This is a genomic window from Mesorhizobium sp. M0833, assembly GCF_040319905.1.
Classification (GTDB): domain Bacteria; phylum Pseudomonadota; class Alphaproteobacteria; order Rhizobiales; family Rhizobiaceae; genus Mesorhizobium.
The window spans coordinates 100,194-119,223 of sequence record NZ_JAMYOQ010000007.1; the positions used below are offsets into that span (position 1 = coordinate 100,194).

The window sequence follows — 19,030 nt, forward strand, 5'->3', positions numbered from 1 at the left end:
AGCGTTCGGTATCCAAAGCATATAGAACGCATGGCGCAATCATTCAAATCAAAGGCAGCCATACCTATCTAACAGCTCTGGTGCCAGCGGCGATTGCTCGCCGGCCGGCAAAACATCGAAACGATCGGTCAAGATTTGCGTATCTCGCTGTTTCCCCTGTTCATTCTCGCGCTTCCGCTGCTGGAGATAGCCGGTTTCGTCATTGTCGGCCGCCAGATCGGCGCGCTGGCGACGGTCGGGCTGGTGCTGGCCTCGAGCGTCGCCGGCGCCTTGCTCCTTCGACACCAGGGTTTTGGCGTCATGGCCAGGGTACGTGCCGAAATGGACGCCGGGCGTGATCCGAGCGGCCAGCTTGCGCATGGCGCCATGATCGTGCTGGCCGCGATCCTTTTGATTATCCCCGGCTTCATCTCGGATATTTTCGGCATTCTGCTGTTCCTGCCGCCAGTGCGCGATCTTGCCTGGCGGATGCTGAAAAGCCGCATCGTGCTGGCCACCGATTTCAGCAGTGGTTTGCGGGCAAGGCAACGCGGCAAGATCATCGACCTCGACGACGGCGACTATTCGCGTGCCGACGACCATACGCGCGGACCGGATTCTCCCTGGCGCCGTCTCAAGGACGAGTAGCCGCAAAGCAACCAGCGTCTTTTGCAAACTTGTCTTGTCGGGCCGGCCATGATAGCGAACGCCCGAATTTCAATCCGGTCAGCAACGCTGCCCAGGCAAAAGGACCACAGCTTATGGCCAGCAACGACGACGCGCCGACCGGCGCAGCCAACGGTAATGGAAATGCGGCGCAGCCTTCGCTCAACGTGCTTGCGCAATATGTGAAGGACCTGTCTTTCGAAAGCCCCGGTGCACCGAACTCCTTGCGCGGTCGCGACAAGGCACCCGGCATCGCCATCAACGTCAACGTCAACGCCAACCCGCTTTCGGACAAGCAGTTCGATGTCAATTTGACGCTGAATGCCAAAGCGTCGTTCGACCAGGAAGTGCTGTTCAATGTCGAACTGGTCTATGGCGGCGTCTTCGCCATCAGCGGCTTCCCGCAGGAGCACATGCTGCCGATCCTGTTCATCGAATGCCCGCGGCTGCTGTTCCCGTTCGCGCGGCAGATCATTGCCGAGGCAACACGCAACGGCGGCTTCCCGCCGCTGATGCTGGACCCGATCGATTTCGCGCAGATGTTCCAGCAGAAGCTGGCCGAGGACCAGGCTGCCGCCAAGGTCAAGGTGAGCTGAGCGCGGCTGTCTCGCTAGCGTTTGAAAACCCGGCCTTGCGCCGGGTTTTTTGTTGGGGCGATGCATCAGAAGCGAGCCCGCACCTGCGTTTGGTGAGCCGTCGTAGACCTTCGCGATTAGCCGAAACACCTATTCCTTCGTCATCCCAGGGCGGAGCAAGGAGCGAAGCGACGCGGCGCAGACCCTGGGATCCATGCCGTTACCTGTCGGCAGTGCTCCGCTCTGACCAGAATCGAATGCTTCTTGGCACCGGCTGGGCGTCCTCTACCAACCTGTTCCGCGAAAAAGCTCGAACCATTCCGGATTGGCCTTCTCGATCAGTTCGATCTTCCACTGGCGTGGCCAGCGCTTCAGCGACTTCTCGCGCTGGATGGCGTCGCGAATGTCGAAATGTTCCTCATACACCAGACCAGGCGCTGCACGCCGTAACGGCTGGTGAAGCGCGAGCCCTGGCCGGTTTTGTGCTCCGGCATGCGGCGGCCGAGATCGTTGATGACGCCGATATAGCTCGTGCCGCGCTTCTGGCTCGCGGTCATATAGGTGTAGCCGGTCATGGCTGAAGGGTAGCTTGCCCCGGTGCCGTCACAAGTGCCGTTCTGAACCGCTGCATTCTTCGACTGAGGTAATGGCATGGATCCCAGGGTCTGCGCCGCGTCGCTTCGCTCCTTGCTCCGCCCTGGGATGACGAAGTGGAGGGATGTTTCGGCAAATCTCGAAGCTTGGCGACTTTCCACCGAACGGGACTATCGACGTTCGCTGCCGATCGGCCCTAACTACGCCGCGGAACTCGCTTCCGGAGCGACGCGCAACCAAAGCGCTTTTTCTCCGAGGCTGCCAACCATGCCCGCGTGCGCGGTGCGCTCGGCGTCGGTCAGGCGCGACGGCAAGGCGATCGGCCTGACGCCGATCGAAATATCGATGTCTTCGACATTCTGCCTGCCGCCCGTCGGAGTCAGAATGCTGTCGAGGATAAGGCTTGCCTGCTTGCCGCCGATGAGCTCGATATAGACCTCGGCCAGCAATTCCGAATCGAGCAGCGCGCCGTGCTTGGTGCGGCGGCCGTTGTCGATGCCGTAGCGGCGGCAGAGCGCGTCGAGCGAATTGGGGCCCATCGGATGCTTGCGGCGCGCCAGCGCCAGCGTGTCGACGATCCGTCCCGGATCGATGGCCGGATGGCCAAGCCGGCCGAATTCGAGATTGAGGAAGCCGATGTCGAAGCCGGCATTGTGCGCGACCAGTTTGGCGCCGTCGATGAAGGCCAGAAACTCCTCGGCGATCTCCATGAAAGTCGGCTTGCCGACGAGATCGGCGGCGCTGATGCCGTGCACGGCCTGCGCCTCGTGATGGATCTGGCGGCCTTGCGGGTTGATATATTTGTGGAAGGTTCGGCCGGTCGGGAAACGGTTGACCAACTCGACGCCGCCAAGCTCGATGACGCGGTCCTCGCGCGTGTCGAGGCCGGTGGTTTCCGTATCGAAGATGATCTCACGCATCGAATCAGTCCACTGGTTCCGGCATCATTCTAGCCGAATCACACCAGGAACAAAATGGCAACAAGTAATGTGGGTCTGCAAGCCTCTTAACCAGGCCTGGCTGCCTTATCCACGACTAGTTCGGCGATGATGGCCTTGACGGCCGCGCGAGCGGCGTCAAAGCCCTGACCAGTGTCGATGACAAAGTCGGCGCGCCGGCGCTTTTCGGCGTCGGGAACCTGCCTGGCCAGGATCGACGCCAGTTTCTCCTCGTTCATGCCCGGCCGCGCCAGCACGCGGGCGCGCTGGACTTCAGGCGGCGCGGTGACGACCACGACCTTGTCGACGCGGTTCCCGCCGCCGGTCTCGAACAGCAGCGGTATGTCGAGCACGGCAAGCGGCGTGCCGGCGGCACGATTTTCAGCCAGGAACGCATCGGCATCGGCACGGACCAGCGGATGGATGATCGCTTCCAGCCGTTGCAGCGCGGGGGCGTCGCCGAGCACCCGCGCCGCCAGTGCCGCGCGGTCGACCGCACCGGATCTGGTGGTGCCGGGAAAGGCCGCCTCGACCAAGGGCGCGGCCTTGCCGGCATAAAGGCGATGCACAGCCTCGTCGGAATCATGGACCGGCACGCCGGCCTCGGCAAACATCTTGGCCGTGGTCGATTTGCCCATGCCGATCGATCCGGTGAGGCCGAGCACGATCATTTTATCGCGCCGATATCGGCAATAACTATTTGCCGCAGTTCGGCGGTGACTTCTGGCCTGATGCCGAACCAGCGCTCGAAGCCGGGCACCGCCTGGTGCAGCAGCATGCCGAGCCCATCTACGGTTCTCAGGCCGCGCGCTTTGGCGGCGGCAAGCAGCGGCGTCTCCAGCGGTACGTAGACGATGTCGGTGACGATGGCGCGGTCCGGCAGTCTGCCCGGATCCGCGGACAGGCCTTCATTGCCATGCATGCCGAGCGCCGTCGTGTTGACCAGCAGGCCGGCATCTTCGAGGAATTCGCCGGTCGCCGCCATGCCATGGGCGGAGACGCCGGCACCGAAGCGGTCGCGCAGCTCCTGCGCCCTCGCAAGCGTCCGGTTGACGATGCGGATATCGTTGATGCCGCGCTGCTTCAGCGCATGGATGACCGCGCGCGCGGCGCCGCCGGCACCGAGCACCACGGCGGGGCCGTTGGCCGCCCAGCCCGGTGCATATTCGTCCAGATTGGCGGCGAAGCCATGGGCATCGGTGTTGCCGCCCCACAATTCGCCATTCTCGAACCACAGCGTATTGACCGCACCGATCTGTTCGGCGTCGGCGTCACGCCGCTCGGCCAAAGCGAAGGCGGCTTCCTTGTGCGGGATGGTGACGTTGCCGCCGCGATAGCCTTGTGCCTGCAGCGTCTGCAGGAATTCGGCAAAGGCCTCCGGTGCAACGTCAATGGCCTCGTAGACGCCGTCGATGCCGTATTTCGCCAGCCAATGGCCGTGGATCTTCGGAGACCTGGAATGGGCGATCGGGTGGCCGGTGACGAAGGCTTTTTTCGAGGCCTCAGCCATCGATCGCCCCGAACTCACGCAGCTTGGCCAGCACCGGCAAGAGTGGCAGACCGACAATGGTAAAATAATCGCCTTCGATTTTTTCGAATAGCTGGATGCCTTCGCCTTCGATCTGGTAGGCGCCGACGCTGGACAACGCCGTGGCGCCGACTCGCGCCAGATGGCGGCCGATGAAGGCCGGATCGAGCTTGCGCATGGTCAGACTGGCGATGCCGACATGCCGCCACAGAACCTGGCCGTCACGGGCGAGCACGACGGCGCTGTTGAGATGATGCGTCTTGCCCGACAGCGCCAGCAGATGACGGCGCGCTCCTTCCATATCGGCCGGCTTGTGGAACAGCTCGTCGCCGAGCGACAGCGTCTGGTCGCAGCCGAGCACCAGGGCGCCGGGCCTGCGCTCGCTGACTTCGGTGGCCTTGGCTTCGGCGAGCACCAGGGCGACGTCCTCCGGCGACACGCCACTATTCTGCAGCGGCGCCTCCAGCGCGCGCTCATCGACAGAAGCCGGAACCGCTTCGACAGTGACGCCGGCATTGACGAGCAGCGCCTTGCGGAACGGGCTGCCCGAGGCAAGGATGATTTTTTCGGCCATTTTTTTCGCCCGTTTCCTGGCGCTCACTAGGGTGTGTCGAGATTCAGGTCAGGCCGAGTCGAGAATGGTGGGTTCCGAGAACCGGAACGGAGCGGACATTTGGGTCCGTGAGTACCGGAAGCGCAGGAAACCGCCTTCGCAGGCCGGCATCACCTGAATATCGACATGCCCTACCGCGTCTTGCCGCGCAGGGCAACGATGGCCGCCGCCGTCTCCTCGATCGAACGGCGGCTGACGTCGATCATCGGCCAGCCATGCCGCGTGCATATCTGGCGGGCATAGGCGAGCTCTTCGGCGATCGCGGCACGGTCGACATAGTCGGTCGGTTCGTAGGCGCTGGTGCCGAGAATGCGGTTCTGCCGGACCTGCGAGATCCGTTCGGCGGTGGCGACCAGGCCGACGATCAGCGGCCGCGTGGCATTGACCAGGCTTTCGGGCACCGGCACGCCGAGCACGATCGGGATGTTGGCGGTCTTGATGCCGCGATTGGCGAGATAGATGCTGGTCGGCGTCTTCGAGGTGCGGGAGATGCCGACGAGCACGATGTCGGCATCATCCATATTGGCCGGCAGCTGGCCATCGTCATGCTCCATGGTGAAGTTGAGCGCGTCGATGCGGCGGAAATATTCGGCGTCCAGCACATGCTGGGCGCCGACGCGGCGGCCGGCAGGCGTGCCGAGATAGGACTGGAACACCGTCAGCACCGGTTCCAGCACCGAGACGCAGGGCAGGCCCATGGCCGCGCAGCGTTCGTCGATGCCGCGGGCAAGCTTCTGGTCGACCACCGTGTAGAGGATGATGCCTGGCTCCTCTTCGATGTCCTCGAACACCTTCGTCACCTGCTTTTCGGTGCGAATGAGCGGATAGATATGTTCGATGGCGCGCGCATCCTTGTATTGCGCGGAGGCCGCGCGGCCGGCAGCCAGCAGCGTTTCGCCGGTCGCGTCGGAAATCAGGTGAAGATGAAAGAAGCTTTGCGGTTTGTTCACAGGATACATTCCAGGCTGTGGGCCGATGTGGATAAGCCGGGCGGAAAACTCGGCCACCGCAAAGCGACTGTATCAGATGCCGGTTTGTCCACAATTCGATGTGCTGTCGGCTTCTCCGGGCGGTTGGGGACAAGTCCGGGGACGGAGCTTTTTGCCTTCGCTTCATCCACAGGGGCAATTTCCCTGGCGTGGCGGCAACGCATTGACTCCAGTCGTAAATTCGCGGTTTTCCACAAAGTCCTGCAATCCCGCTGGAGAAGCGCGCGACAATATGCTGGCTGGTCTTTTCCAGGGCAAAGCGGGACAGGAGACAACCACCACAACCAACAGACTCTTAGAATCATAAGATTCCTAAACATAGAATATTTAATTATAGGGAAGCCTGGAAGGGCTAGCGCTCAATGCCTCAAGACCGGATCGTGCTGGACGTGTTGAGAGGCAAGACGGCGTTTCCGCCACCGGTCTGGATGATGCGCCAGGCCGGCCGCTATCTGCCGGAATACCGGCAGACGAGGAGGCGGGCCGGATCCTTCCTCGATCTTTGTTACGACCCGGATCTCGCCGTCGAAGTGACGCTGCAGCCGATCGAACGCTTCGGCTTCGATGCATCGATCCTGTTTTCCGACATCCTTGTCGTGCCGCATGCGCTCGGCCGCGACGTGCGCTTCGAGGAAGGACGCGGCCCGCTGCTGACGCCGATCACGGCTGTGGAGATCGAGGCTCTCGACGGCGAAACGTTTCACGTGAATCTCGAGCCGGTCTACGAGACGGTGCGGCGATTGCGCGCCAGACTGCCCGATGAAACGACGCTGATCGGCTTCTGCGGTGCGCCCTGGACAGTGGCGACCTACATGATTGCCGGCCACGGTACGCCCGACCAGGCGCCGGCCAGGCTGTTCGCCTATCGCGAGCCGGCGGCCTTTCTTCGGCTGCTGAAGGTGCTCGCCGATCATTCGGCTGCCTATCTGATCCGCCAGATCGAAGCCGGCGCCGATGTCGTGCAGATTTTCGATTCGTGGTCAGGCGTGCTCGACGAAGCGTCTTTCGGATTGTTCTGCGTCGAGCCGGTGGCCGAGATCGTCCGGCAAGTGAAGGTTGTCCATCCCAATGTTCCGATCATCGGCTTTCCCAAGGGCGCGGGAGATCACTATCGAAGCTATCGCCAGAAGACCGGCGTGACGGGGCTCGGCCTCGACTGGACTGTGCCCTTGTCGACGGCGAAGGAATTGCAGCGCGACGGCGCCGTGCAGGGCAATCTCGATCCGCTGAGGCTTGTAGCCGGCGGCAAGGCGCTTGCCGACGGCGTAGCGGCGATCCTGAAGGCGCTGGGCGACGGACCACTGATCTTCAACCTCGGCCACGGCATCACGCCAGAGACGCCGCTGGCGCATGTCGAGCAGATGGTGAAACTGGTGCGGAGCGCATCGTGACGATGATGGGCGCAGACAATGCGAACAGCACCAACAGCGGTCGAGAGGCGATGCGCCGCGCGGCAATTGCGATCGCCCTCTTCCTGGTGCTGGCCGGGCTGCTGTTTTTCTTCGGGCCCGATGATTTCTATCCCTGGGCGAAGGCGATCCATGTGATTGCCGTCATCTCCTGGATGGCGGGCATGCTCTATCTGCCGCGCTTGCTGGTCTATCATGCCGATGCCGAAAAAGGCTCCGTCCAGTCGGAGACTTTCAAGGTGATGGAGCGCCGCCTGCTGCGCGGCATCATCAATCCGGCAATGGTGATTACCTGGGCATTCGGCCTGTGGCTCGCCTGGAAAGGCTTTGGTTTTCAGGGCGGCTGGCTGCACGCCAAGATCGCTGCGGTGGTTGGTCTGTCGGCCGTGCATGGCTATCTCGCCGGCGCCGTCCGCAAATTTGCCGAAGACCGCAATGAAAAATCGGCAAGGCACTGGCGGATCGTCAATGAGATCCCTACATTGCTGATGATCGTCATCGTCGTCCTGGTTATCGTAAAACCGTTCTGACGTCCTCGGTTGCCCGCAAAAGGCGGCTTGCTCTTTCAACCGACCGACGATAAAAGACGGGTCTTCCTTCCCGTCATGCGCCGCCCATTTATCGCTTCGGCCGCGCCCGGCATTTGTCGCATCCCGCCGATATTTTTCCCAAAGCTTACTCAGAGTCCGTCTAATGATGCAAGAAATGAAGCTCACAGAGTTCAAGAACAAGAAACCACCAGAGCTGATCGCGTATGCGGAATCGCTCGAGGTCGAGAACGCCAGCGTCATGCGCAAGCAGGAGCTGATGTTCGCGATCCTGAAGAGACTGGCGACCCAGGATATCGAGATCATCGGCGACGGCGTCGTCGAAGTGCTGCAGGACGGTTTTGGCTTCCTGCGCTCCGCCAATGCCAACTACCTGCCAGGCCCCGACGATATCTATATTTCACCATCGCAGATCCGGCGGTTCTCACTGAAGACCGGCGATACGGTCGAAGGGCCGATCCGCAGCCCGAAAGAGGGCGAGCGCTATTTTGCGCTGCTCAAGGTCAACACGATCAATTTCGACGACCCTGAAAAAATCCGCCACAAGATCCATTTCGACAATCTGACGCCGCTTTATCCGACCTCGCGGCTGAAGATGGAGATGGAGGTTCCGACCTCCAAGGATATTTCGGCGCGCGTCATCGACCTGGTGGCGCCGCTCGGCAAGGGCCAGCGCGCCCTGATCGTGGCGCAGCCGCGCACCGGCAAGACGGTGCTGTTGCAGAACATCGCCCATTCGATCACCACCAACCACCCGGAATGCTACCTGATCGTGCTTCTGATCGACGAGCGGCCGGAGGAAGTCACCGACATGCAGCGCTCGGTGAAGGGCGAGGTCGTCTCCTCGACCTTCGACGAGCCGGCGGTTCGCCACGTCCAGGTTGCCGAAATGGTCATCGAGAAGGCCAAGCGCCTCGTCGAGCACGGCCGCGACGTCGTCATCCTGCTGGATTCGATCACCCGCCTCGGCCGCGCCTACAACACCGTCGTGCCGTCATCCGGCAAGGTGCTGACCGGCGGTGTCGACGCCAACGCGCTGCAGCGGCCGAAGCGCTTCTTCGGTGCTGCCCGCAATATCGAGGAAGGCGGTTCGCTGACCATCATCGCCACCGCGCTGATAGACACCGGCAGCCGCATGGACGAAGTCATCTTCGAAGAGTTCAAGGGCACCGGCAATTCGGAAATCGTGCTCGACCGCAAGGTCGCGGACAAGCGCATCTACCCGGCCATGGACATCCTCAAGTCCGGCACCCGCAAGGAGGACCTTCTGGTTCCGCGCCAGGACCTGCAGAAGATCTTCGTGCTGCGCCGCATCCTGGCGCCGATGGGAACAACCGACGCCATCGAGTTCCTGATCGACAAGCTCAAGCAGACCAAGACCAACGCGGATTTCTTCGATTCGATGAATACGTAGGGTTGCGGGCCTTCCCTTCTTCGTTGTGGGAGCAGCAGGTGGCGAGCGACGCTCGGTCGGATGACGGGTGCTCCAGCTTGGCAACGACGGCACTCCGTCCAACACCCCTCATCCGTCTCGGCGCTGCGCGCCAATCCACCTTCTCCCACAAGGGAGAAGGGACGGAGCGCCAGGTCCATCACCGCCGCAGCATCCGTTCCAGCTCCTCAGCTTCCGTTATCACTGGCAGGCAGACCTGCCCGGTGCAGAGCCAGGCGCCGGGCTTTTCGGTTGGTGGCAGGACGCCGCCTGGCAGCGTCGGCAGGTTTGTCGCCGAGCCGACAGGCACCACGATGTCCACCCGGCGCGGGTCCGGATTTCGATTCGCAACCGGAACAAGCCTTGGATTCTCAGATCTCTCCACGATCACCAACTTCAACGGCTCGAACGCCAAGGTACAGGCATTGACTGTACCCGCCTGGCCATAGCCCTGGTGCTCAGCCCGCCCGGCTGCATGCTCGGCGACCGTCCAGGCTTTTTCCCAGAGATCGAGATCGCCCAAAAGCGACGACAATCGGACCAGGGCTTCTATGATCTGGCCGGTAGCGGAAGGAATGGCTTCGTCGACATCGCCGCGGATGCGGATCGGCACATCCGCGCTGTCCGATGCGGTCAGATAGTAGCCGGTCTTGTCGCTGTCCCGGTGCCAGAGATCGAGTTGCTCAATGAAGTTCCCGGCGCGATCGATATAGTCGGGATTGCCGGTCGCCTCGAACAGTGAGATGGCGGCATTGGCCATGGCCGCATAGTCGCTCGACAGCGCGGGAAACAATTTCTTCTCCTCGAGCATGGAATGCGGCAGGCGGGCGTCGCGGGCGGCGCCCGCAATGGCGGCAAAGGCCGCTTCCGCCGCTTCGATCCAGTCGGATCGGCCAAGCGATCGTCCGGCCTCAGCAAGGGTTGCGATCGTCAAGCCGTTCCAGTCGGTCAGGGCCTTGCCGTCACGCCCGGGCCGAACGCGCTGTTCCCTCGCTGCCAGCAGCCTTTGCTTGAGCGGAACCAGGAGGTCACGATCGACGACGCTTTGTATTTGCTGGGCTTCGGTTTGGTGGATGATCGGCTTGCCTTCCCAGCCATGCCGATCGGCAAGTGTGAAGTATTTGAAAAACAAAGCTGATTCGTAGCCAAGGGCGTTCTCGATTTCATCCCTGCTCCAGGTGTAGAACAACCCCTCCTCGCCCTCGCTATCGGCATCGAGGCTGGCGGCAAAGGCACCGCCCTCGACCCGCATTTCGCGCAACAGCCAGGCAATCGTCTCTTCGATTCGCAGCCGGAACAATTCCTTGCCGGTCGCGGCATAGGCCCAGTTGCATAGCCGGACGAGCTGGGCATTGTCGTAGAGCATTTTTTCGAAATGCGGCACCAGCCATTCGGCGTCGGTCGAGTAGCGGCTGAGTCCGCCGCCTATATGGTCGTAGATGCCGCCGGCCAGCATCTTTTCGAGGCTGAGGAGAACGGCGTCGCGGTGGGATGCGGTGCCGTCGCGCAGCCAGGACAGCCAGAGGCTCTGCATGAACGGCGCGTTGGGGAATTTCGGCGCGCCGCGCAGGCCGCCCAGCTCGCGGTCGATCATGCCGTCAATGCCGGTGGCGAACTTTGCCAGCATGGCACGGTCGAGCACGGCCTTGGCATGGCTGCCCGCCAGCCGCGTCTCGACATGCGCGGTTAGGCCGTCGGCACTTTGGTTAACGCTTTCTTTCTTCTCCCGCCAAGCCTTGTCAACCGCCTCCAGCACCTGAACAAAGCCCGGCCGGCCGTAGCGGGCCTCGCGCGGAAAGTAAGTGCCGCCCCAGAACGGCTTGCCGTCCGGCGTCAGGAACATGGTCAGCGGCCAGCCGCCTTGCTCGCCCATCGAGGACAATGCCGCCATGTAGATCTGGTCGATGTCGGGCCGCTCCTCGCGGTCGACCTTGATATTGACGAAGAGACGGTTCATGACGGCGGCGACGTCGTCGCTCTCGAAGCTCTCGTGCGCCATGACGTGGCACCAATGGCACGCGGCGTAGCCGACAGAGAGCAGGATCGGGCGCTGCAGCGCCTTTGCTTCGGCCAGAGCGGCGGGCGACCATGGCCGCCAGTGCACCGGATTGCCGCTGTGCTGCTGCAGATAGGGGCTGGCCTCTTCGGCAAGCAGGTTTTGTGCAGGCAATGTCACGGCGCTACTCGATAGCGGATTTAACAGGCATAGCTAGGGCGCTTCGGCAGAGCGGGCAAATGATTTTAAAAGACTCCATCGTAGCGCTGTCGAGCGGGCGCCTGCCGGCCGGCATTGCGGTGATCCGGATTTCCGGGCCGCAGAGTCGATTCGTTGTCGAAACGATTTCCGGATCGACCGTGCCGAACCGCGTGGCCACCTATCGCAAGCTCCGGGCGCCGGACGGATCGGTGTTGGACAGCGGCCTGATCGTCTTCTTTGCCGGGCCCGACAGTTTCACCGGCGAGGACGTCGCCGAGTTCCATGTGCATGGCGGACGCGCCGTCGTGGCGAGGATGCTGGAAACCATCGCCTCCTTCGACGACGTCAGGCACGCCGAGCCTGGTGAATTCACCCGCCGCGCCTTTCTCAACGGCAAGCTCGATCTGGTCGAGACCGAGGCGCTGGCCGATCTCATCAACGCCGAGACCGAAGCGCAGCGGCGCTTTGCCGTTCACAACGCTCAGGGCGTGCAGAGCGAACTCTATCTGGGCTGGCGCCGACGGCTGATCCACGCTCGGGCGATGATCGAGGCCGAGATCGATTTTGCCGACGAGGACGACGTGCCGGGTTCGGTCGCCGATACGGTCTGGTCCGATGTTCAGACCATGATCGACGAAATCGAGCGCCATGTCGCCGGCTTTCGTGCCGCCGAAATTATCCGCGACGGGTTCGAAGTCGTCATCCTTGGCGCGCCGAATGCCGGCAAGTCCAGCCTGTTCAACGCCTTGGCGCGGCGCGAAGCGGCCATCGTCACCGGCGAGCCCGGCACGACCCGCGACCTGCTAGAAGTGGTGCTGGACCTGGAAGGGGTGCGGGTCAGGGTAACCGACACCGCCGGTCTGCGGGAGGCGCCCGGCAAGATCGAGGCGATCGGCATCGAGAAGGCCAGGACCAAGGCGCACAGCGCTGATCTGCTGTTGCTGCTGGAGGATCTGGCGGAGCCAGTCGCGATCGGTGTGGTGCCGAGCGGCATTCCGGCGCTGAGGGTCGGAACAAAAATTGACCTGTTGGGGGGCAAGTCACCCTCGCCCCCGGCGCACTATGATTTCGCCATCTCGACGCGGGACGGCACGGGTCTGGCCGAATTGCTGGACGAGATCGGGCGTCGTGCCGCAGCGCAGATCGGCAAGGCCGGCGATATCCTACCGTCGCGGCTGCGGCACGTCGAGTTGCTCAACGAGACGAAACGCTTCCTGGCCACAGCAGTGGTCAGTGGTCATCGCGGGCAGGAGCTACGGGCCGAGGAACTGCGCCTGGCAGCGGATCGGCTTGGACGAATCGTCGGGGCGGTCGATGTCGAGGATATGCTGGACGTTATCTTTTCGCAGTTCTGTATCGGCAAATGACTCACGTGAAACATTGCAAGCAACAGTGACAGAAGGCGAGCGACGGCGCTCCTTCGCCGTCCGCCGATGTTCCGCGCCACCGAAGGCACCAACGCCGTGACTCACGTGAAACACCAGGCGCTGATACCGCTACATTGTTTCACGTGAAACGAGCGGTGTTCTTGACAGCATGTGGCTGTGGGCACATGTGTCGGCAGATTTGAATCGGAATATACAAATGACCAATCGCTACGATGTGGTTGTGGTGGGCGGCGGCCATGCTGGGTGCGAGGCTGCAAGCGCCGCTGCGCGGGCTGGCGCCAGAACGGCGCTGGTGACGCTGCGCTTCGACACGATCGGCGTGATGTCCTGCAATCCGGCGATCGGCGGCCTCGGCAAGGGCCATCTGGTTCGCGAGATCGACGCCATGGACGGGCTGATGGGGCGCGTTGCCGATGCGGCCGGCATCCAGTTCCGGCTGCTCAACCGCCGCAAAGGGCCGGCGGTGCGTGGTCCGCGAACGCAAGCCGACAGAAAGCTCTATCGCCTCGCCATGCAAGCGGCGATTCGCGAGCAGGCCGGTCTCGATGTGGTCGAGGGCGAGGTTCTCGATTTTGAAATCGACAATGGGCGCATCGCGGCGGTGCTGCTGGCGGATGGACGCCGGCTCGCCTGCGGCGCCGTGGTGCTGACGACCGGCACTTTCTTGCGCGGGCTGATCCATATTGGCGAGAAGAAGATTGTCGCCGGCCGCATGAACGAGCAGGCGAGCGTCGGCCTCTCGGCGACGATGAGCCGCGCCGGCTTCAAGCTCGGGCGGCTGAAGACCGGCACGCCGCCGCGGCTGGACGGCAGGACGATCGATTGGGCGTCGCTGGAGAGCCAGGCGGCGGACGAAGATCCCGTGCCGTTCTCGCTGCTCACCGAGCGCATCGAAAACCCGCAGATCCACTGCGGCATCACCCGAACGACCGATGCCACGCATGAGCTGATTCGCGCCAATCTCGGCCGCTCGGCCATGTATTCGGGGTCAATCGAAGGCGTCGGGCCGCGTTATTGCCCGTCGATCGAAGACAAGATCGTCAAGTTCGGCGACCGCGAAGGCCACCAGATCTTTCTGGAGCCGGAAGGGCTGGACGACGACACGGTCTACCCGAACGGCATTTCGACCTCGCTGCCGGAAGATGTGCAACTGGATATTCTAAAGACCATTCCAGGGCTGGAGCGGGCAACCATGCTGCAGCCGGGCTATGCCATCGAATATGACCATGTCGACCCGCGCGAGCTCAAGCCAACGCTGGAGACAAAGCGGATCGGCGGTCTTTTCCTCGCCGGCCAGATTAACGGCACCACCGGCTACGAGGAGGCCGGCGCGCAAGGACTGCTCGCCGGCCTCAACGCGGCGCGCAAGGCCTCGGCGAGCGATGAAATCGCGCTCAGCCGCACCGAAGCCTATATCGGGGTGATGGTCGACGATCTGACCAGCCGCGGCATCGCCGAGCCCTACCGTATGTTCACCTCGCGGGCCGAGTTCCGGCTATCGCTGCGAGCCGACAACGCCGATGAGCGGCTGACGCCGCTGGCGATGAGACTGGGGATCGCCTCGGCAGAGCGGATGCAGCGGTTCAACAATGTCGTGCAAAACCTTGAGAAGGCGCGACAGCTCGCCCTCGGCACCACGATGACTCCCAATGAGGCGGCGCGCCATGGGCTCGAAATCAACCGGGACGGCGTCCGCCGCTCAGCCTATGAGTTGCTGGCCTATCCGGGCGTCGACATCGCCTGGCTGGCGCGGATCGAGCCGGCTTTCGCGGCGATCGACAGCAAAACGGCCGAACGTCTTGAAACGGAAGCCAAATATTCTGTCTATCTCGACCGCCAGCGGGCTGACGTCTCGCAGATCAGGCATGAGGAGAGCAGGCTGATTCCCGAATCGCTCGACTTTGCCTCTGTTCCCGGCCTGTCCAATGAGTTGAAGCAGAAGATGCTGGCACGCCAGCCGCGCTCCATTGCCGATGCGCAGCGTATGGAGGGCATGACGCCGGCGGCGCTGGCAATCATCGTCGCCCATGTGCGCAATGCCGAAGCGGCCGCGCGAAAGCAGGTCGCGTGAGCGCTGCGTCCTGGGCAAACCTGCAAGCGGCAGCGGGCCCGGTTTCACGTGAAACATTCGATCGTCTGGTCGCGTTCGAGGCCGTCTTCCAGAAATGGAATCGCCGGATCAATCTGGCCGCGCAATCGACGCAGGACGATGTCTGGCGCCGCCACATCCTCGACAGCGCGCAGCTGGCGCGAATCAAACCCGAGGCGAAGCGCTGGGTCGATCTCGGCTCCGGCGGCGGGTTTCCCGGCCTCGTGCTGGCATTTTTGCTTGCCGAGCGGGAAGGCGCCAGCATCGATCTTGTTGAAAGCAACCGGAAAAAAGCATCGTTCCTGCAAACGGTGGTCGGACAGTTCAATCTGCCCGCCAAGGTCATCGCGCGCCGCATCGACGATAGCTATCCTCTTGTTCCTGGACCGCAAATCGTCACAGCCAGGGCACTCGCCTCGCTGCCCGACTTGCTCGACTTGGCGGCGCCGTGGCTGACCAAGGGGTCGCATGGCCTGTTTCACAAAGGCCGGGATTACCGCGCCGAAGTGGCAGAAAGCGCTCAACGATGGTCCTTCAATCTGGTAGAACATGCCAGTGCAACCGACGCGCAGGGCGTCATTCTCGAAGTATCCGACTTGCGACCTCACCCTGGCTTGTGACCGGCGACCCCAAATGAATTTCTGGCATGAATTTCTGGCATAGACCCATGATGAAGAACGGCCCCCGAATCATCACCGTCGCCAACCAGAAAGGCGGCGTCGGCAAGACGACGACGGCCATCAATCTGGCCACCGCACTGGCGGCCATAGGCGAACAGGTGCTGATCGTCGACCTCGACCCGCAGGGCAACGCCAGCACCGGGCTCGGCATCGACCGGCGCGACCGCACCGTCTCCTCCTATGATGTGCTGACCGGCGAACTGGACCTCGAAGCGGCGGCAATCCCGACGGCGGTGCCTGGCCTGTCGATCGTGCCGTCGACGCTCGACCTGCTCGGCATCGAGATGGAAATCGCCTCGGCGCCGGATCGGGTGCTGCGGCTGCGCAACGCGCTGCGGGCTTCGGCCGCGCGCTCGGCCAATTTCGGCTATGTGCTGATCGATTGCCCGCCCTCGCTCAACCTGCTGACACTGAATTCGATGGCTGCGGCAGATTCGGTGCTGGTGCCGCTGCAGTGCGAGTTTTTCGCGCTGGAGGGCCTGAGCCAGCTTTTGGAGACGGTCGAGCAGGTGCGCCGTTCGATCAACCCCGACCTGACGATCCAGGGCATCGTGCTGACCATGTTTGACGGGCGCAACAATCTCGCCAACCAGGTGGTGCAGGATGTCCGGGCGCATATGGGCGACAAGGTCTATGAGACCGTCATCCCGCGCAATGTCCGCGTTTCCGAGGCGCCGTCCTATGGCAAGCCGGCGATTCTCTACGACCTCAAATGCTCGGGCAGCCAGGCCTATCTGCAGCTTGCCTCGGAAGTGATCCGCCGCGAGCGCAAATTGCGGGCCGCCTAACGATAAGCCGATTCGATACCGAAACGATCTGGACAGACAATGAACGAAGACCCTTCGAGAAAAAGACTGGGACGGGGGCTGGCGGCGCTGATCGGCGAAATCGATCGCCCGGCGGCTCCGGAAAAGCCAGGGCTGGCGGCCGACGGCAAGGTGCCGATCGAGTTCCTCAGCCCCAACCCGAAGAACCCGCGTCGGCATTTTGGCGACGCCGACCTGACCGACCTCGCCCAGTCGATCCGCGAACATGGCGTGGTGCAGCCGGTGGTGGCGCGGCCGTCGAAAACCCAAACGGGCCGCTACGAGATCATCGCCGGCGAGCGTCGTTGGCGCGCGGCGCAACGCGCCGGGCTGACCGAAATCCCGATCATCGTACGCGACGTCAACGACCGCACGGCGCTCGAACTGGCGATCATCGAAAACGTCCAGCGCACCGACCTCAACCCGGTCGAGGAAGCGTTGGGCTACCAGCAGCTGATCGACGACCACGGCTATACCCAGGCCGATCTCGGCCAGGTGATCGGCAAGAGCCGCAGCCATGTCGCCAACACGTTGAGACTGCTCAAGCTGCCCGACGTCATCCGCGACATGCTGGTCGACGGCGCGCTCTCGGCCGGCCACGCCCGTACCCTGGTGACGGCCGACGACCCGGCCGGGCTCGCCAAGCGGATCATCGATGAAGGGCTTTCGGTGCGCCAGGCCGAGGCGCTGGCACAAATGCCCGTCGGCGCGCCGGCGGCAAAGCGCCAGCCCGCGCCCCCGCCGCAAAAGGATGCCGACACGCTGGCGCTGGAAAAATTGATGACCAATACGATCGGCATGATCGTCACGATCGAGCACAACCAGCGCGGCGGCGTGATCAGCGTCGCTTACCGGACGCTGGAGCAGCTTGACGAGCTTTGCCGAAGGCTGAAGCGGGAGTAGTGGGTTGCTAAGACATCGAGGCCTTTAGCCGGCAAACAAAGTGTGGCTGCCGCCGCGCCGGTGATTGGCTAAATCGTCGAAGTAGTTAATCTCCCCCCTTGAGGGGGAGATGGCCGGCAGGCCAGAGGGGGTCGTCTCACATCAAGCGCTCACGTCGTCTGTCGTCGCGGAAGGGGCTGGTGTTCCACGCGCGGCGACCCCCTCTGTCGCCTTCGGCGACGTCTCCCCCTCGAAGAGGGAGATCAGGCTCGCTGCGCCAGCCTTGCGCTCTCCACGGCAATGCCGAGCAGGGCCTGGCGTGCCAGCGCGATCGACAGATCCGGCCGCCGGCGTGTCTGCAGGACCGCCGTCTGCAGGCGGTTGAGTGCGCGGCCGAGCGCTTCGCTGCTCCAGCGTTCGAGGGCTTTCTCCACCAGCTTGCGCCGGGAGAAAAAAACCGGCGGGCGCGCCGCGGCAACGACCGAAGCAGCATTGCGGCCGCCGGCGTCCATCTGGCCGCGCATGGCCTGGATCGTCTGCAGCTGCCGCATCGCCGATGAAAGCACCAGGAAGGGCTGGCCGCCGGACTGGCAATGGCGGGTAAAGGCGGTGTCGAAGTCGGCGATCCTGCCTTCGAGCAGGGCGTCGACCGCCGCATCGAAGGAGAGGCCTGAGACGTCGCCAGACGTCGCCTTGACGTCGTCAAGGCCGATTTCGACCTGGCCATGCGCATAAAGCACAAGCTTTTCGATCTCGCCGCGCGAGGCCAGCCGGTCGCCGCCGAGATTGCGGCGCAGCGCCTGCCGGGCCTCCAGCGTCATCGACATGCCGGCCTTGCGCAGTTCGTCGTCGATGACCGTGTCGATATCCCTGGCTTCATCGGCATAGCAAGGCAATGCCATGGCATTATCCGCCGCCTCCACCACGGCGCGCAGGCCGACGCCCTTCTTCAGGTCGCCGGCCTCGATAAGGATGGTGGCGTCCCGCGCGGGCTCCGACGTCAGCGCCTTGACGTCGTCGGCAAGCGCCTTCTGGGCGCCGGCATTGCGCACCCATAGAAGGCGCCGCTCCGAAAACATCGGCACGGTGCGGGCCTCGTCGAGCAGGCGGCCCTCGTCGCGGTCGACTTCCGAACCGTCCAGCCTGACCACTGAGAACGGATCGTCGAGCGGCAGGCCGGTCTTGCCGGCAAAGGCCTTTGCCCGCTCGGCAACCAGCCCGCGATCGGGACCGTAAAGCAGCACGATCGAGACGCGCGGATCGGGCCGCGCCAACCACGAATCGACCTCGTAACCTTTCTTCTGTGCCATGGGCGCTGATTAGCATGACGCAGGCGCTGGGTGAACGGTGCCGCCCTCCTTTCCTTCTCCCCTTGTGGGAGAAGGTGGATTGGCGCGAAGCGCCAAGACGGTTGAGGGGTGCTGGACGGAACGCTGTCGGCGCCAAGCTGGAACACCCCTCATCCGACCGAGCTTCGCTCGGCCACCTTCTCCCACAAGGGGAGAAGGAGGTGCTCGCGCCGCCCAACCCGACGCATTGCCTTATCTGGCGAGAAACCCGGCGCAATCATCTCCCAAATTGCGCGCTGGCGCGGAAGATCGACAAGAAATTTCGCCGACATATCTCCATCTTGTCTGCCGCCGGCAGTAACCAGCGGCAGACAAGCCGCGCCCGACGAATTGGCACTGGTCCGGCGGTGTGCAACTATCCTGGCCGG

Annotated in this window: 17 protein-coding genes and 1 pseudogene; 10 read left to right on the forward strand and 8 right to left on the reverse strand. The window is 63.2% G+C overall.

Annotated elements, in window-relative coordinates; translation table 11 throughout:
• The first annotated feature begins 135 nt into the window (after positions 1-135).
• Positions 136-627, forward strand: coding sequence for an FxsA family protein (locus NKH98_RS10495; RefSeq protein WP_352898159.1), 492 nt, complete (start codon positions 136-138; stop codon positions 625-627).
• A gap of 113 nt (positions 628-740) precedes the next feature.
• Positions 741-1,241, forward strand: a complete 501-nt coding sequence (gene secB / locus NKH98_RS10500) for a protein-export chaperone SecB (RefSeq protein WP_254817954.1) — start codon at positions 741-743, stop codon at positions 1,239-1,241.
• Positions 1,242-1,505: 264 nt separating this feature from the next.
• Here secB and NKH98_RS10505 read toward each other — a convergent pair.
• The 6 genes and pseudogenes from NKH98_RS10505 to NKH98_RS10530 all read right to left on the reverse strand — a co-directional run bounded on the left by NKH98_RS10505 (position 1,506) and on the right by NKH98_RS10530 (position 5,843).
• A pseudogene (locus NKH98_RS10505) lies at positions 1,506-1,795 on the reverse strand (GIY-YIG nuclease family protein).
• A gap of 219 nt (positions 1,796-2,014) precedes the next feature.
• Positions 2,015-2,734, reverse strand: coding sequence for a DNA polymerase III subunit epsilon (dnaQ, locus tag NKH98_RS10510; RefSeq protein WP_352898162.1), 720 nt, complete (start codon positions 2,732-2,734; stop codon positions 2,015-2,017).
• Between the two features lie 86 nt (positions 2,735-2,820).
• Positions 2,821-3,423 (reverse strand): dephospho-CoA kinase, encoded by a 603-nt coding sequence (gene coaE, locus NKH98_RS10515; RefSeq protein ID WP_352898165.1) that lies wholly within the window; start codon positions 3,421-3,423, stop codon positions 2,821-2,823.
• On the reverse strand, positions 3,420-4,262 hold the full coding sequence (locus NKH98_RS10520) for a shikimate dehydrogenase (protein ID WP_352898168.1): 843 nt from the start codon (positions 4,260-4,262) through the stop codon (positions 3,420-3,422). The genes coaE and NKH98_RS10520 overlap by 4 nt, the downstream gene beginning before the upstream one ends.
• Positions 4,255-4,854 carry a Maf-like protein gene (locus tag NKH98_RS10525; protein WP_352898171.1) on the reverse strand — a complete coding sequence of 200 codons (600 nt, stop codon included), beginning with the start codon at positions 4,852-4,854 and terminating at the stop codon, positions 4,255-4,257. The genes NKH98_RS10520 and NKH98_RS10525 overlap by 8 nt, the downstream gene beginning before the upstream one ends.
• A gap of 170 nt (positions 4,855-5,024) precedes the next feature.
• Complete coding sequence (locus NKH98_RS10530; protein ID WP_254817949.1) at positions 5,025-5,843, reverse strand: pyruvate, water dikinase regulatory protein; 819 nt, start codon at positions 5,841-5,843, stop codon at positions 5,025-5,027.
• A gap of 401 nt (positions 5,844-6,244) precedes the next feature.
• On the opposite strand from NKH98_RS10530, the gene hemE reads away from it, so the two are divergent.
• The 3 genes from hemE to rho all read left to right on the forward strand — a co-directional run bounded on the left by hemE (position 6,245) and on the right by rho (position 9,253).
• Positions 6,245-7,273 (forward strand): uroporphyrinogen decarboxylase, encoded by a 1,029-nt coding sequence (hemE, locus tag NKH98_RS10535; protein ID WP_352898174.1) that lies wholly within the window; start codon positions 6,245-6,247, stop codon positions 7,271-7,273.
• A gap of 2 nt (positions 7,274-7,275) precedes the next feature.
• On the forward strand, positions 7,276-7,821 hold the full coding sequence (hemJ, locus tag NKH98_RS10540; protein WP_502894230.1) for a protoporphyrinogen oxidase HemJ: 546 nt from the start codon (positions 7,276-7,278) through the stop codon (positions 7,819-7,821).
• A 166-nt stretch (positions 7,822-7,987) separates the two neighbouring features.
• Positions 7,988-9,253 carry a transcription termination factor Rho gene (gene rho / locus NKH98_RS10545; RefSeq protein WP_023675925.1) on the forward strand — a complete coding sequence of 422 codons (1,266 nt, stop codon included), beginning with the start codon at positions 7,988-7,990 and terminating at the stop codon, positions 9,251-9,253.
• A gap of 178 nt (positions 9,254-9,431) precedes the next feature.
• On the opposite strand, the gene NKH98_RS10550 is transcribed toward rho, so the two are convergent.
• Complete coding sequence (locus tag NKH98_RS10550) at positions 9,432-11,447, reverse strand: thioredoxin domain-containing protein (RefSeq protein ID WP_352898177.1); 2,016 nt, start codon at positions 11,445-11,447, stop codon at positions 9,432-9,434.
• A 59-nt stretch (positions 11,448-11,506) separates the two neighbouring features.
• On the opposite strand from NKH98_RS10550, the gene mnmE reads away from it, so the two are divergent.
• From mnmE to NKH98_RS10575, 5 genes are all read left to right on the forward strand, one after another.
• Positions 11,507-12,835 (forward strand): tRNA uridine-5-carboxymethylaminomethyl(34) synthesis GTPase MnmE, encoded by a 1,329-nt coding sequence (gene mnmE, locus NKH98_RS10555; RefSeq protein WP_352898180.1) that lies wholly within the window; start codon positions 11,507-11,509, stop codon positions 12,833-12,835.
• 217 nt (positions 12,836-13,052) lie between these two features.
• Entirely contained in the window at positions 13,053-14,927 is a 1,875-nt protein-coding gene (gene mnmG, locus NKH98_RS10560; RefSeq protein WP_352898183.1) for a tRNA uridine-5-carboxymethylaminomethyl(34) synthesis enzyme MnmG, read from the forward strand.
• The gene (gene rsmG, locus NKH98_RS10565) at positions 14,924-15,565 is read left to right on the forward strand and encodes a 16S rRNA (guanine(527)-N(7))-methyltransferase RsmG (RefSeq protein WP_352898186.1); all 642 of its coding nucleotides are present in this window, start codon (positions 14,924-14,926) and stop codon (positions 15,563-15,565) included. The genes mnmG and rsmG overlap by 4 nt, the downstream gene beginning before the upstream one ends.
• A 47-nt stretch (positions 15,566-15,612) precedes the next feature.
• Positions 15,613-16,413 (forward strand): ParA family protein, encoded by an 801-nt coding sequence (locus tag NKH98_RS10570; RefSeq protein WP_254817943.1) that lies wholly within the window; start codon positions 15,613-15,615, stop codon positions 16,411-16,413.
• A 39-nt stretch (positions 16,414-16,452) separates the two neighbouring features.
• Positions 16,453-17,334, forward strand: a complete 882-nt coding sequence (locus tag NKH98_RS10575) for a ParB/RepB/Spo0J family partition protein (protein ID WP_352898189.1) — start codon at positions 16,453-16,455, stop codon at positions 17,332-17,334.
• A 242-nt stretch (positions 17,335-17,576) separates the two neighbouring features.
• Here the strand turns inward: NKH98_RS10575 and holA are convergent, their stop codons facing one another.
• Complete coding sequence (gene holA / locus NKH98_RS10580; RefSeq protein ID WP_352898191.1) at positions 17,577-18,623, reverse strand: DNA polymerase III subunit delta; 1,047 nt, start codon at positions 18,621-18,623, stop codon at positions 17,577-17,579.
• Between the last annotated feature and the right edge of the window lie 407 nt (positions 18,624-19,030).